General features: G+C 59.7%; 15 protein-coding genes. 8 read left to right on the forward strand and 7 right to left on the reverse strand.

The features are described 5' to 3' along the window. Nucleotides 1-5 precede the first annotated feature (5 nt). The gene (locus BTE54_RS07955) at nt 6-659 is read right to left on the reverse strand and encodes a thiamine phosphate synthase (RefSeq protein ID WP_065656695.1); all 654 of its coding nucleotides are present in this window, start codon (nt 657-659) and stop codon (nt 6-8) included. 104 nt (nt 660-763) lie between these two features. On the opposite strand from BTE54_RS07955, the gene BTE54_RS07960 reads away from it, so the two are divergent. Continuing rightward, the gene (locus BTE54_RS07960) at nt 764-1,528 is read left to right on the forward strand and encodes a sulfite exporter TauE/SafE family protein (protein WP_003520365.1); all 765 of its coding nucleotides are present in this window, start codon (nt 764-766) and stop codon (nt 1,526-1,528) included. A gap of 103 nt (nt 1,529-1,631) precedes the next feature. Here the strand turns inward: BTE54_RS07960 and BTE54_RS07965 are convergent, their stop codons facing one another. Beyond that, on the reverse strand, nt 1,632-1,808 hold the full coding sequence (locus BTE54_RS07965; RefSeq protein ID WP_003506164.1) for a DUF465 domain-containing protein: 177 nt from the start codon (nt 1,806-1,808) through the stop codon (nt 1,632-1,634). A 234-nt stretch (nt 1,809-2,042) separates the two neighbouring features. Here BTE54_RS07965 and BTE54_RS07970 point away from each other — a divergent pair, with 234 nt between their 5' ends. The 5 genes from BTE54_RS07970 (at nt 2,043) to BTE54_RS07990 (ending at nt 4,841) form a co-directional block, all read left to right on the forward strand. Continuing rightward, nucleotides 2,043-2,246 carry a YdcH family protein gene (locus BTE54_RS07970; protein WP_003497661.1) on the forward strand — a complete coding sequence of 68 codons (204 nt, stop codon included), beginning with the start codon at nt 2,043-2,045 and terminating at the stop codon, nt 2,244-2,246. Between the two features lie 47 nt (nt 2,247-2,293). Continuing rightward, entirely contained in the window at nt 2,294-2,761 is a 468-nt protein-coding gene (gene purE, locus BTE54_RS07975) for a 5-(carboxyamino)imidazole ribonucleotide mutase (RefSeq protein ID WP_198939110.1), read from the forward strand. Between the two features lie 11 nt (nt 2,762-2,772). Then, the gene (locus tag BTE54_RS07980; protein ID WP_078052043.1) at nt 2,773-3,849 is read left to right on the forward strand and encodes a 5-(carboxyamino)imidazole ribonucleotide synthase; all 1,077 of its coding nucleotides are present in this window, start codon (nt 2,773-2,775) and stop codon (nt 3,847-3,849) included. A 147-nt stretch (nt 3,850-3,996) separates the two neighbouring features. Then, nucleotides 3,997-4,122, forward strand: a complete 126-nt coding sequence (gene ykgO / locus BTE54_RS07985; RefSeq protein ID WP_003497670.1) for a type B 50S ribosomal protein L36 — start codon at nt 3,997-3,999, stop codon at nt 4,120-4,122. Between the two features lie 101 nt (nt 4,123-4,223). Continuing rightward, the gene (locus BTE54_RS07990; protein ID WP_078052044.1) at nt 4,224-4,841 is read left to right on the forward strand and encodes a tetratricopeptide repeat protein; all 618 of its coding nucleotides are present in this window, start codon (nt 4,224-4,226) and stop codon (nt 4,839-4,841) included. Nucleotides 4,842-4,909: 68 nt separating this feature from the next. On the opposite strand, the gene BTE54_RS07995 is transcribed toward BTE54_RS07990, so the two are convergent. The 3 genes from BTE54_RS07995 to BTE54_RS08005 form a co-directional block, all read right to left on the reverse strand. Then, entirely contained in the window at nt 4,910-5,167 is a 258-nt protein-coding gene (locus BTE54_RS07995; protein WP_020812069.1) for a DUF2312 domain-containing protein, read from the reverse strand. A 147-nt stretch (nt 5,168-5,314) separates the two neighbouring features. Continuing rightward, a complete protein-coding gene (locus tag BTE54_RS08000) occupies nt 5,315-5,620 on the reverse strand; it encodes a DUF1244 domain-containing protein (protein ID WP_078052045.1) in 306 nt (101 codons plus the stop codon). A 15-nt stretch (nt 5,621-5,635) separates the two neighbouring features. Beyond that, a complete protein-coding gene (locus BTE54_RS08005) occupies nt 5,636-6,424 on the reverse strand; it encodes an N-formylglutamate amidohydrolase (RefSeq protein ID WP_078052046.1) in 789 nt (262 codons plus the stop codon). Between the two features lie 195 nt (nt 6,425-6,619). Here BTE54_RS08005 and BTE54_RS08010 point away from each other — a divergent pair, with 195 nt between their 5' ends. Both BTE54_RS08010 and pyk read left to right on the forward strand, forming a co-directional pair. Beyond that, entirely contained in the window at nt 6,620-7,102 is a 483-nt protein-coding gene (locus BTE54_RS08010) for a DUF1036 domain-containing protein (protein ID WP_003506147.1), read from the forward strand. After that, nucleotides 7,102-8,541 (forward strand): pyruvate kinase, encoded by a 1,440-nt coding sequence (gene pyk, locus BTE54_RS08015; RefSeq protein ID WP_065656511.1) that lies wholly within the window; start codon nt 7,102-7,104, stop codon nt 8,539-8,541. Before BTE54_RS08010 ends, pyk begins: the two co-directional genes overlap by 1 nt. An 85-nt stretch (nt 8,542-8,626) precedes the next feature. Here the strand turns inward: pyk and BTE54_RS08020 are convergent, their stop codons facing one another. After that, the gene (locus BTE54_RS08020; RefSeq protein ID WP_174040058.1) at nt 8,627-10,531 is read right to left on the reverse strand and encodes a DUF882 domain-containing protein; all 1,905 of its coding nucleotides are present in this window, start codon (nt 10,529-10,531) and stop codon (nt 8,627-8,629) included. A 175-nt stretch (nt 10,532-10,706) separates the two neighbouring features. Further along, nucleotides 10,707-12,254, reverse strand: coding sequence for a sigma-54 dependent transcriptional regulator (locus BTE54_RS08025; protein ID WP_078052048.1), 1,548 nt, complete (start codon nt 12,252-12,254; stop codon nt 10,707-10,709). Nucleotides 12,255-12,350: the final 96 nt, after the last annotated feature.

Genomic DNA, 12,350 nt, shown 5'->3' on the forward strand with positions numbered 1-12,350 from the left:
CTGTATCAACCGTCAAACCGTGGCGCTTTTTCGTCAAGCAGGGCGTTGATTTCAGAAACGGCCTGGGCAGCGCCGGTGGCGTTATCGAAAACGCCGCTGCGCATTGCCACGAACTCCACACCGGTTTCGGCCACGGCCACCACCGAGGACACATCGGTACCACCCATGACGATCGCCGGGATTTCGATCATCGAGGCCCACCACTCGCCGAGCGCCAGGTTTTTGGGGTGCGCTTCCGGCTTGATGTCGCCTTCGAGCTTGCCGAAAAACACATAATCCGGATTGGCCTCGCCCTGCTCCAGCGCCTTGTGTCGGTCATCCGCATTGCCGCCGCCGACGATGAGCTTCGGCGTGAATTTTTCCACTGCCTCGGCAAGCGCCTCGCCATTGCCAACCACATGCAGGCCATCCGCCTTCACGCGACCGGCAACGCGGCTGTCGCCGGCGATGAGCGCTGCCGCACCTGCCTTCTGGACAAGCGGCACGATCAGTTCGGCGCGTTTCTGGAAAGCGGCGTCATCCAGACCATATTGCGGAATAATGACGGAAGCGACATCGCCGCCCCGCAATGCATCTTCCACCTCTGTCGCCTGCTTTTGCGCGTCGTCCGATTGCGGAACGATCAGGACAAGGCGGCAACGATCTTCAACTAGGGTCATCGGTTCGTCCATTTCAGACAGAAGACGCTTACCGCGCAATCTGCACTCGTTTTCATATGACAAATCCGATAAACCGGACCGGCGAAAGGATCAACTGTCCATCCATGCTCACCGATTTTCATTTTTATCTCGTCGCCATCCCCGCAGTCGTGCTCGTCGGCCTTTCCAAGGGCGGGCTGGGCGGTGCTCTGGCCCTTATGGGCGTGCCGCTGATGGCGCTTGCCGTATCGCCAGTGCAGGCGGCGGCCATCTTCCTGCCGATCCTGATCGTCATGGATATCGTGGCGCTTTTTGCCTGGCGGCACTACAACCACCGGGAAACGCTCCTCATCATGCTGCCGGGCGCAATCGCCGGTATCGCGCTCGGCTGGGCGACCTCGAGCCTCATTTCTGCGGACGCCATGCGTCTCGTCGTCGCCTCTGTCACGATCCTGTTCGTGCTGCGTTATTTCTATGAGAGCTTCAAAAGCCGCAAAGGCCAGGAAATTCCGGCAAAGCCGCAAAGACCGGCTGCTGCAACCCTCTGGTCCAGCCTGTCGGGTTATGCGAGTTTCGTGGCTCATGCGGGCGGTCCGCCCTTTCAGATCTATGTTCTGCCGCTGAAGCTCGATCCAAAGACCTATACCGGCATGAGCGTGCGCTTCTTCGCCATCATGAATGCGATCAAGCTCATTCCCTATTTCGCGCTCGGCGCGCTGGACGCCACCAACCTCAAGACATCGGCAAGCCTGCTGCCGGTGGCGATGCTGGCGACGCTTGCCGGCGCCAGGGTGGTGAAATATCTGAAACCGGCCGTGTTTTACCCACTCATGTATGCCATGGCGCTGATTGCAGCGCTTAAACTGCTATGGGACGGACTGCCGTTCTAAATCTGACAATAAAAAAGCTCTGGCAGCAGGTTTTCGCCGCCAGAGCTCGAAAGGCTCAGACCGTCGACCCCTCATTCATCGAGGGCTGACGGGCTGGCAAAAATCAATGTCTTGTCGAGGCCTTGAGCCTCTGCAGTTCATCCTTCAGGCGCAGTTTTCGACGTTTAAGGTCCGCGATCTCTCTATCGTCAGACGACGGGGAAGCAAGAATACTTTCGAGCTCCTCCTCCAGAGCACCGTGTTTCTTTTCGAGCGATGCAATATGAGCCTGAATGGTCATGCGGCACGTCCTTCCTTTTTGAACCTACCTCCAGCTCTCCATCGCTGGAGTTTCAGGTTTACGACGGCAATGTGACACGGATCGCGCCGCTTGTCGAAGGCGAAATGAAGGCAATAAGTGGGCAATTTGGTCGCAAGGGATAACTTCCCGTTACCGCGATTTGATGATAGAGGCTCGTGAACGATCACAGACGCGCCGGAGCCGATCCGGCTGGCATAAAATGGGGATGACGAGATGCCCGATCAGGACCAGGCGGACATCAGGCTCACGCTGGCGCGGCTGCGCCAGGAGCATGAGGATTATGACGCGGCGATCAACGCGATGATCCAGACCAGCTGCGATGCGCTGAGAATACAGCGCATGAAAAAGAAGAAGCTGGCCGTCAAGGACAAGATGACCCAGCTCGAAGACCAGGTCATTCCCGATATCATCGCCTGAGCCGGAGAGATTACGTGACAGCAGAAACGCCCCCCGTCGCCATCATCATGGGCAGCCAGTCCGACTGGGAGACCATGAAGAACGCCGCCGATACGCTGGATGCGCTCGACATCGAATACGAAGCACGCATCATTTCCGCCCACCGTACCCCGGACCGGCTTTATGACTTCGCCAATGGCGCGAAGGACGAAGGCTTCAAGGTCATCATCGCCGGTGCGGGCGGTGCTGCCCACCTGCCGGGCATGACAGCCGCAATGACGCCGCTTCCTGTCTTTGGCGTTCCGGTTCAATCGAAAACCATGTCCGGCCAGGACAGTCTCTATTCCATCGTGCAGATGCCCGCTGGCATTCCCGTCGGCACGCTCGCCATCGGCAAGGCTGGCGCCATCAACGCCGCCCTTCTGGCTGCTGCCGTCCTCGCGCTCAGCGATGAGGATCTGGCCGACCGTCTGGATGTCTGGCGCGCGCGCCAGTCGGCGGCTGTCGCGGAATATCCAATGGACAGCACCCAGTGACGACAAAAGTGATGGCAAAGACGACCAACCTGACCATCGGCATCATCGGTGGCGGGCAGCTCGGGCGTATGCTGGCGATGGCCGCAGCCCGCCTCAACCACCGTACCATCGTACTCGAACCGCAGGCCGATTGTCCGGCTGCGCAGGCCTGCAACGAGCAGATCGTGGCGGAATATGACGACGAAAACGCGCTTGCGGAACTCGCAAGCCGTTGCGATGTCGTGACCTACGAATTCGAGAACGTGCCTGTTGCGGCCGCCGAAAAGCTCAGCCTCTCCGTTCCCGTCTATCCGCCTCCGAAAGCGCTCAGCGCCTCGCAGGACCGGTTGACGGAAAAGCGCTTCCTCAATGGCTGCGGCATCCCGACTGCTGATTTCCGTGCTGTGGACAACCAGGAAGAGCTGGAGGCCGCATTGGCCGCCTTCGGGGGCAAGGGCGTTCTGAAAACCCGTCGCATGGGTTATGACGGCAAGGGCCAGCGTCTTTTCCGCGGTGGAGAAGACCTCGAAGGCGCTTTTGCGGCGCTCGGCGGCGTGCCGCTGATTCTCGAGAGCTTCATCTCCTTCGAGCGGGAAATTTCTATCATCGCCGCCCGTTTCCTGGATGGAACCGTCACCTGCTACGATCCGGCCGAGAACGTTCATCTGAACGGCATTCTACACACGTCCAGCGTTCCGGCCGCACTTTCCGACGCCGCGAGGGAAGTTGCCGTGCAATCGGCGGAAAAGCTTCTGGCTGCGCTGGATTATGTCGGTGTCATCGGCATCGAATTCTTCGTCCTGCCGGATGGTTCGCTGGTCGCCAATGAAATGGCGCCGCGCGTTCACAATACCGGCCACTGGACGGAGGCGGCCTGCGTAATCTCGCAATTCGAACAGCATATCCGTGCCGTATCGGGTCTTACTCCCGGCAGCACGGATCGCCATTCGGATTGCGTCATGACCAACCTCATCGGCGACGACATCGACGATGTACCGGCATGGCTGTCGAAAAAAGACTGTCTCGTGCATCTCTACGGCAAGACGGAAGCACGGCCGGGCCGCAAGATGGGCCATGTGACCGAGCTTTTGCGCACAGGAAAAGCCTAGTCTTTTAAGGCAAAGACACGGGCAAGTGTTGACAGGCAGGGCTCAAACGGGTATCTGCCTGCCAACCGAAAAGAGCGCGCCCCGTTGCGCGCTTTTGATTGTTTGAATAAGCACGGCAGAAACCGTGCAAAACTGCGGACCAGTAAAATGAAGATCAAGAATTCGCTTAAAGCGCTTAAGGCCCGTCATCGCGATAACCGCCTGGTTCGCCGCAAGGGCCGCGTCTACATCATCAACAAGCAGAACCCGCGCTTCAAGGCTCGTCAGGGCTGATTGACTGCGACTGCGGTTCGCGATCAAGCTCGCGGATCACTTTGTTGACAGAGCAGAAGTTTGCATTTGATATTGGGCGCAGTCGGGTTAAGCTTTAACCCATGCGCCCAAATCGTTTTTGCACGGCTATCATCCTCGCCCAGGGCTTCCTGTTTTCAAGCCTCCCGCTTTCGGGAATGGCTGCCATTGCCCACGCGGCAGACGGGCAACCGCCTGCTGTCGCGGACTCACCTTCACCCGCCAAGACGATCGACACGCTTTTCGCATCGCTGAAAAAAGAACGGAATGCGGTCAAGGCGCGCAGCATCGCCAACCAGATCGCCTCCGAATGGAATGATTCCGGCAGCGCAACGGTCAATCTGCTGATGCAATGGGCGGGCGAAGCCGCCGACGAAAAGCGCAATGCCGCCGCTTACGATTTTCTCGACCAAGTCATTCTGCTCGATCCGGACTATGTGCAGGCGCCCTATCGCCGCGCCATGGTGCATTTTGCCGATGGCGACACCCGCAAGGCAATGGCGGATATCAACCTGACACTGGAAAGGGAACCGCGCTATTTCCCGGCGCTGGCAAGCCTTGCCAACATCCTCGAAGCCTCGGGCCGAGATGAGCTGGCGTTGAAGGCGTGGGAACGTTATCTGGCACTTTACCCCGCCGACAAGGACGCCCGCAAGGAGGCCGTCGACCTTTCGGAAAAGCTGGCCGGCACGCGCGGCTGAATTCGCAAGATGCTCAAACAAAAATCGCCGCAAAAGCGGCGATTTTTCATTGAGGCGTTTCCAGCCGATCATTCCATGCCGAGCGCGGCCATATAGGTCTGGAGAATCGTTTCCTCCTCGATGCGCTCATTGGCATCCTTCTTGCGCAGGCGGATGATGGTGCGGATCGCCTTGGTGTCGTAACCACGGCCCTTCGCCTCGCCCATGACATCCTTGATATCACCCTGAATGGCGGCCTTCTCTTCTTCGAGACGCTCGACGCGCTCGATGAACTGGCGCAGTTCTGCTGCGGCGACGGTTTCGGTGGTGCTGGTATCGTCCATCATGTCATCCTTCATTGGCGGCCCGCATGCGAGCCTTGTTCATTATATCCGGGCGAAGCCTTCGCCGGTCGCTGCCGGCGGGCAGCAGAATTCCGGCCTGTGAACTGCCCACTGAAAGGCGTCGCGTCAAGTCGTTTCCGTCGATCGGGGTTATTCCCTGGGCCTGTTCTGCTCAAAGGCGGCTTTCTGGGCATCACTCGCCTCCGCCTGATATTTTTCCTTCCAGTCCTCAGAGGGCATGCCGTAGACGATTTCCCGGGACTCTTCCTTGCTGAGGGGAACGCCGGCCTCCTCGGCCGCTTCCCGGTACCAGTTGGAAAGGCAGTTGCGGCAAAAGCCGGCGAGATTCATCAGGTCGATGTTCTGCACGTCGTGGCGTTCGCGAAGGTGCTGCACGAGACGGCGAAATGCCGCCGCCTCGAATTCGACCTGCCGATTGTCGTTCTCAGTCGTCATGGCAAAACTCCAGGCTCAGTAGGGACCGGTGCGGGAGGCGAACTGCTGATATTCATGCAGGACGGGATCGTCGTTCATTGCGGCGAAAATGGGAGCGAGCCGGTCCGACCATTCGGCGATCCCCTCTTCATTCGCGATCAGATCCTGCCGAACCTCGAGAAGCGCATGCGGTATGCCCTTCATCATGCAATGGCGATACATGGTGTCACCCTTGAGCGCTCCGTCATAGGGTTCGTTGTCACCGACGAGGATGTCGCCCGTGGCCCGCAGATGCGCCAGAAGCGGCTCGACCGCACGATGATCCGTATCCCACAGAACCGCCGCATGCCATGGCCGCGGCGTTTCCTTCCAGAACGGCGTGTAGGAATGCAGCGACAGAACCAGCGGCGCTTCTTCCGAGGCCTCGGCCACGCCGGTCAGCACACGATCCACGGCATTGTGATAGGGCCGATGGAAAATCTCGATCCGCCTTTGCCATTCCTCATCCGAAATCGGATGATTGCCAGGGATGATCGCTCCGTCCGAAATCTTCATGATGAGAGTGGGATCATCCTCGCCGCGATTCGGATCGATCAGCAGCCGGGAAAACCGCCCGAGCACCGCCGGCACGCCAAGGCGCGCGGCAAGTGAGCGCGTCAGCCCCTCTATACCGATATCAAATGCGATATGGCGATGAAAAGCGGTTTGCGGAAGGCCAAGTTTGCCGTAGTGTGCCGGCAGGAGGTTCATGGCATGGTCCGCCAGAAGAACCATGCCTTTGTCATAATCGCCTTCTATGATTTCATAGGGTATGAAGTCGTTCATCGATGATTTTCTGGGGCAGGATTGAGGAGAGAAGCTTGATGGCATGGCTTGAGGCCGGGCGCAAGTTGCGGCGAAAGAACAGCCATCTACCTTATCGCACTCACGATCCCACGAACAATATAATCGATTAAAATCGCGTTGACTTTCTTGGGCGGCCACGCCAAGAAGTGTGTTCATTATAACCATGGAATCCGGATGGAAGCCGTGACTCAGTCATCTCTCGCTCTTCCTCGCCACTTTCGGCATATCGCCCGTCTTTTTTCCGCAGCGGCATTGTTTCTGACCCCGTTCATGATCGCGGCGCCCGCGCATGCGGATTTTCGCGTGTGCAACAGCACGCAGAACCTCGTGGGGGTCGCAATCGGCTACCGGGCACAGGAGGGCTGGGTCAGCGAAGGCTGGTGGCAGGTCCCCTCCTCGACCTGCGCGACGCTGATCGAGGGTGAGCTGCAGTCACGTTATTATTATCTCTATGCCGAAGATGCCGCCCATGGCGGCCGCTGGACCGGTGACGTCAACATGTGCGTGGCGGAAAACGAGTTCAAGATCAACGGCGTGGACGATTGTTTTGCCCGCAGCTTCCAGAGAATGGGTTTCAAGGAATATGACACGGGCAGACAGGGCAGCTGGATGGTCCAGCTCTCCGATACGCCAGGCACACAGGGAAATCAAAACTGATGAAGCGTAACCGCAAAGTCAAAATTCTTGCAACTCTCGGCCCAGCCTCTTCCGAAGAGGCGATGATCGAGAAGCTGCATCTTGCTGGCGCAGATCTTTTCCGGATCAACATGAGCCATGCGAGCCACGACGTGATGCGGACGCTCATTCAGCGTATCCGTTCTGTCGAGAGCCGTACCGGCCGCCCCATCGGCATTCTGGCCGACCTGCAGGGTCCCAAGCTGCGCGTCGGAAAATTCGCCGAAAGCAAGGTCGAACTTGTTCCGGGCCAGACATTCACGCTGGACAATAACGACACGCCTGGTGACAACACCCGCGTTTTCCTTCCCCATCCGGAAATTCTCGAGGCGGTCAAGCCCGGCCATCGCCTGCTGATCGACGACGGCAAGCTGCATCTGCGCGCTGAAAAGAGCGACGGCAAGAGCATCGTCACCACCGTCATTTCCGGTACACGCATTTCCGACCGCAAGGGCATCAGCCTGCCGGATACGCTGCTCGGCGTCGGCGTTCTGACCGACAAGGACCGCGTCGATCTCGACGCCGTTCTCGCCACCGGCGAAGTCGACTGGGTGGCGCTTTCCTTCGTCCAGCGTCCGGAAGACCTTGCCGAAGTGCGCAAGATCGCACGCGGTCGCGTCGGCCTGATGTCCAAGATCGAAAAGCCGCAGGCTGTCGAGCGCATCGAAGAAATCATCGAGCTTTCCGACGCGCTGATGGTCGCCCGTGGCGATCTCGGCGTCGAAATGCCGCTGGAAGCCGTTCCGGGCATCCAGAAGCAGTTGACCCGCGCCTGCCGCCGCGCCGGCAAGCCGGTCGTGGTCGCCACGCAGATGCTGGAATCGATGATCACCGCACCTGTACCGACCCGCGCCGAAGTCTCCGACGTCGCCACCGCCGTCTTCGAAGGCGCGGACGCCATCATGCTTTCTGCTGAATCTGCCTCCGGCGACTACCCGGTCGAAGCGGTCTCCACCATGGCATCCATTGCCAGCACGGTGGAGCAGGACCCCTATTATTCCAATATCATCTACGCGCAGCGCGCCCAGCCGGAACCGACTGGCGCCGATGCCATTTCGCTCGCCGCCCGCCAGATCGCCGAAACGCTGAAGCTTGCGGCAATCGTCACCTATACGTCTTCGGGCACGACCGGCCTGCGCGCCGCGCGCGAGCGGCCGCAGGTTCCGATCATCGCGCTGTCGCCGATCATCCAGACCGCCCGCCGCCTGTCGGTCGTCTGGGGCCTGCACTGCGTCGTCACGGGCGATGCCAGCGACCTTGACGACATGGTGAACCGCGCTTGTCGCATCGTCGTTTCCGAAGGTTTCGGCAAGCCGGGCGATCGTATCATCATCTCCGCAGGCGTACCGCTCGGCACCCCCGGCGCGACCAATATGGTCCGCATCGCCTATATCGGCTCGGACGGCCAGAGCGGCGTCTAAAGCTTCAATATCCCGCATAAAAAACCCGCCGGTAACGGCGGGTTTTTTGTTGGCCTCTCGGCTGTCTTACTTAATGAAAGCGGGCTCAGTGCATCTTCACCGGCGTGCTGAAGCGGCTGGATTCGATGGCAACGGCACCGGGCTTGAAGCTCGCCGAGGTCGCGGAAGCCGACATGTCGTTGCTGAGCATGCGGTTGGCGACAACACGCGGCGCCTTTACCGAGCGTCCGGTCGTGCCCTTGTTCTGATTGAGCGCCCAATCCGAAATCAGATCCTGCGTCAGACGTCCACCGCCCACCATGGCCTGCTGGGAAACGGCGGCATCCTGCCTGCTCGGGCGCGAACCCTTGGTCGGCATGCCGGCGCTGAGGCCGCCATTGATCGCAGGTTTCAGGTCGAAAGCATCACCGAAGCCAGCCTGCGGTTCGGCCTTGGCCGTTTCGGCGGGTGCGACGGTAACCTTATGGTTGACGGCGGCCGGGAATGGCGCGGCTGTCGGCATGGCAGCCGACTGGACCTGCGACCGGGCGGCCTGACCGCTCTGTTCAAGAGCCGCAACCACCGTCGGCGAAAGCGTATCCTCCTGCGCCTCGGCGAGATCGTCCTCACCTTCTGGATCGGCATTGGCCGCCGCCAGCAGGGCTTCCGCCACGGCCGGACGATTGGCAGGAACCGGAACAGAAGCGAGTTCGCCGGTCGCAGCCGGTGTCGCACCATCTGCGGACGCCGTCAGGATCGATCCTTCCGCATCACCTTTCATGCCACGCGGCCCAAGAAGTGTGGGCACCGGCACGGATACCTCAGCCAAATCGGCAAATTGCTGGCGCTCGGCCGGCGCGGAAGCCGGAGTCGGCGTGGTCGCTGCCTGCAGGGCATCCTGTGCGGCATTGCGGGCCGGCGAATAAAGCGCAGTCGCAAGGCCGGTATTGGCCGGCGGCTGGTTACCGAAGGCGGGTCGAGCCGTCGGCAGCGGCGCATCGTTCACGCCGGGAAGCGCCTGTGCCGAAGCAACTGCAATGGTGGGTTCAGGCTCGGGAGCCGCCTGCTGCGGAGCCGCCGGACGGGCGACAGCCGGGCGTTCTGCGGGCTCCGGCGCTGCGATGCTATCGGGATCTTCATCCTCGTCACCGCCGCCAAAGAGGGCCTGCAGCAACGTCTTGCGCTTGCCGCCGCCAGATGAGGCAGGGCCGGCACCGGCGCTGGAAGCAACCTGAATGGAGGAGGAGCTGACACGCTTCTTGTAATCGGCGAGCGCCTGCTCATAACCGGGAAGCGGCTTACCGTCGGAAGGAAGATGCAGCGTATTGCCGTTCGGGAAGATGCGGACGAGTTCCTGGCGGCTCATGCGCGGCCAGGCGCGAACGCCGCCGACATCCATGTGCACGAAGGGAGAGCCCGACGTCGGATAGAAACCGACGCCACCGATCTGCATCTGCATACCGATTTCACGAAGGCGGGCAAGCTTCACACCGGGGATATAAAAATCCATGGCCTTGCCGAGCATATGCTGGCTTTTTTCCGCGACACCCTTGGTGCGTGTGCGCAGCAAACCGTTGGTTTCCGGCGAGCGGAAAGCCGAAACGACGTTGATATAGTCGGTCGCGCCGCTGCGGCGATAAACTTCCCAGACGAGATCGAAAAGGCGCGGGTCCATGCGTGTCGGCTGGTTGCGCCGCCAGTCGCGCAGGAAGCGGTTCAGCTCCTGCAGACCTTTCTGGTCATATTTTCCATTGCGCTTGAAGGTGATGACCGCCTTCTCGCGTGTATGGATATAATACAGTTTGAGGCTTCGCGTCTCGGCGGCGGCTTCCGTCGCCGAAACACCTACGAAAGGCATTGCGGCGAGCATCAGGCAGGCAAAGGTGACAGCGCGCGCCGACAGCTTCGTGCATATATCCTTGATCAAGCCGCGCGCGATCTTTGTCGAAAGCGCGTTATTCCGATGCAGATATGGCAATTCGATCCCCGCCTGGAAGACAATTTCTGTCACATTGCCTCAAATGAACGTCAAATACGGTGACACGATGGCAAAATTGCCACACACATACAACCTTCCTCTACATAGTGAATCAGCCACTAACAAGAGGTTTATAGACGGTAAGCGGATATCCTTGCTCAGAAGTTAACGAATTTACGATCTGCCTTCGAATACGGGGGTTGTGCGCTCAGGCTGCATCTCGAAGGGGATCGTCGGGATCGATGCCATAATCTTTCAGCTTTCGGTAAAGAGTCGAACGGCCGATACCAAGCTTTCTGGCAACCTGACTCATCTGCCCACGATAGAAGCGCAGGGCGAAACGGATGAGCTCCTCTTCGATCTCGGCCAGTTTGCGGATATTGCCCGATTCATCCATGCTGGAGATCAGGTTTCCGCCCCGGTAGATAGTGGTGGAAATATCCGACGGCTCCTCCATGACGGCGTGGTTTTCAGCGGCCGGTGGCGGGGCCGGCGAATAGGCCGCAAGTTTCAGAGACGCTCCCGATGGTGTGCGGATGACATCGTCCGCATCGTCACCGGTCGAAAATTCCGGCAGCTGAAGCGCGATCTGCGGAAAATCGAAATCCGAGAGTTCCTCGCCCTGTGAGAGCACTACCGCACGGAAGACGGCGTTTTCGAGCTGGCGGATATTGCCCGGCCAGTCATAGGCCGTCAGCAGCGCCAGCGCGCTGGCGTCGAGGCCGACGGGATTTGGCAATTTCTGTTCCGCCGAAAAGCGCTCGGCGAAAACCCGCGCCAGATGGGGAATATCTTCCTTGCGGCGGCGCAGCGCCGGAATAGTGATCGGGAAGACATTGAGGCGATAATAAAGGTCCTCGCGGAAGCGACCTTCCTTCACCTCTTCGATGAGGTTCTTGTTGGTGGCGGAGATCAGCCGCACATTCACCTTCTGCACCCGTGCGGAGCCGACGGTTTCGATTTCGCCCTGCTGGACCGCGCGGAGCAGCTTCACCTGCACGTCCAGCGGCAGATCGCCGATTTCATCGAGGAACAGCGTGCCGCCATCCGCCTCCATGAATTTGCCGACATGTTTTTCCGTCGCGCCTGTGAAGGCTCCCTTTTCGTGGCCGAAGAGGATGCTTTCCACGAGATTATGGGGAATGGCGCCGCAATTGACGGTGATGAACGGCTTGCTCGCCCTGTCTCCGGCCGACTGGATGGCGCGGGCGACCATTTCCTTGCCCACACCGGATTCGCCTTCCAGCACCACGGGAATGCTGGACTGGGCGGCGCGCTGCGCGAGTTCGATGACCCTCAGCATTGCGGGGCTTGCGGAAACGATATCGGTAAAATTCACTGCATTGCTCCGTCCGCGCCGGCCCGTGCGGGCCTTTGCCTCTCTCCTGTCGAGCTTGAGCGCATTGGAGATGGCGGCGCCGATCCTTTCCGGCGAAACCGGCTTGACGACAAAATCGAAAGCGCCGGCGCGCATGGCCTGCACAACGGTATCGATGCCGCCCTGCCCCGTCTGGACAATGACGGGAACATCGGTGCCGAGTTCGCCGATAGCTTTGAGAAAGGTAAGCCCGTCCATTTCAGGCATCATGAGGTCGAGGACGATGACATTGATCTCGCCGCTATATTGCTTGAGCAGTTCCAGCCCCGCCTTGCCGTTTTCGGCGAGCAAGGCGAGATGCCCATAACGTTCCACCGCATTTTTGAGCAGGCGGCGCTGGACGGGATCATCGTCTATCACGAGAACATGCGCGGTCATTTTTAGCTCCGGTTTCCGGTTTATGGACCTGCTTCATGCGGTCCCTTATTCCGCACTCTCGCATGGGAGACTTGAACATCCAGTTTTGAGAATTGC

It is taken from the genome of Agrobacterium sp. YIC 4121 (assembly GCF_002008205.1).
Taxonomy (GTDB): Bacteria; Pseudomonadota; Alphaproteobacteria; order Rhizobiales; family Rhizobiaceae; genus Agrobacterium; species Agrobacterium leguminum.

Coding starts and splice junctions, on each gene's coding strand:
- BTE54_RS07955 (WP_065656695.1), bottom strand. CDS start 659: ATGACCCTAGTTGAAGATCGTTGCCGCCTTGTCCTGATCGTTCCGCAA.
- BTE54_RS07960 (WP_003520365.1), top strand. CDS start 764: ATGCTCACCGATTTTCATTTTTATCTCGTCGCCATCCCCGCAGTCGTG.
- BTE54_RS07965 (WP_003506164.1), bottom strand. CDS start 1,808: ATGACCATTCAGGCTCATATTGCATCGCTCGAAAAGAAACACGGTGCT.
- BTE54_RS07970 (WP_003497661.1), top strand. CDS start 2,043: ATGCCCGATCAGGACCAGGCGGACATCAGGCTCACGCTGGCGCGGCTG.
- purE (WP_198939110.1), top strand. CDS start 2,294: ATGGGCAGCCAGTCCGACTGGGAGACCATGAAGAACGCCGCCGATACG.
- BTE54_RS07980 (WP_078052043.1), top strand. CDS start 2,773: ATGGCAAAGACGACCAACCTGACCATCGGCATCATCGGTGGCGGGCAG.
- ykgO (WP_003497670.1), top strand. CDS start 3,997: ATGAAGATCAAGAATTCGCTTAAAGCGCTTAAGGCCCGTCATCGCGAT.
- BTE54_RS07990 (WP_078052044.1), top strand. CDS start 4,224: ATGCGCCCAAATCGTTTTTGCACGGCTATCATCCTCGCCCAGGGCTTC.
- BTE54_RS07995 (WP_020812069.1), bottom strand. CDS start 5,167: ATGATGGACGATACCAGCACCACCGAAACCGTCGCCGCAGCAGAACTG.
- BTE54_RS08000 (WP_078052045.1), bottom strand. CDS start 5,620: ATGACGACTGAGAACGACAATCGGCAGGTCGAATTCGAGGCGGCGGCA.
- BTE54_RS08005 (WP_078052046.1), bottom strand. CDS start 6,424: ATGAACGACTTCATACCCTATGAAATCATAGAAGGCGATTATGACAAA.
- BTE54_RS08010 (WP_003506147.1), top strand. CDS start 6,620: ATGGAAGCCGTGACTCAGTCATCTCTCGCTCTTCCTCGCCACTTTCGG.
- pyk (WP_065656511.1), top strand. CDS start 7,102: ATGAAGCGTAACCGCAAAGTCAAAATTCTTGCAACTCTCGGCCCAGCC.
- BTE54_RS08025 (WP_078052048.1), bottom strand. CDS start 12,254: ATGACCGCGCATGTTCTCGTGATAGACGATGATCCCGTCCAGCGCCGC.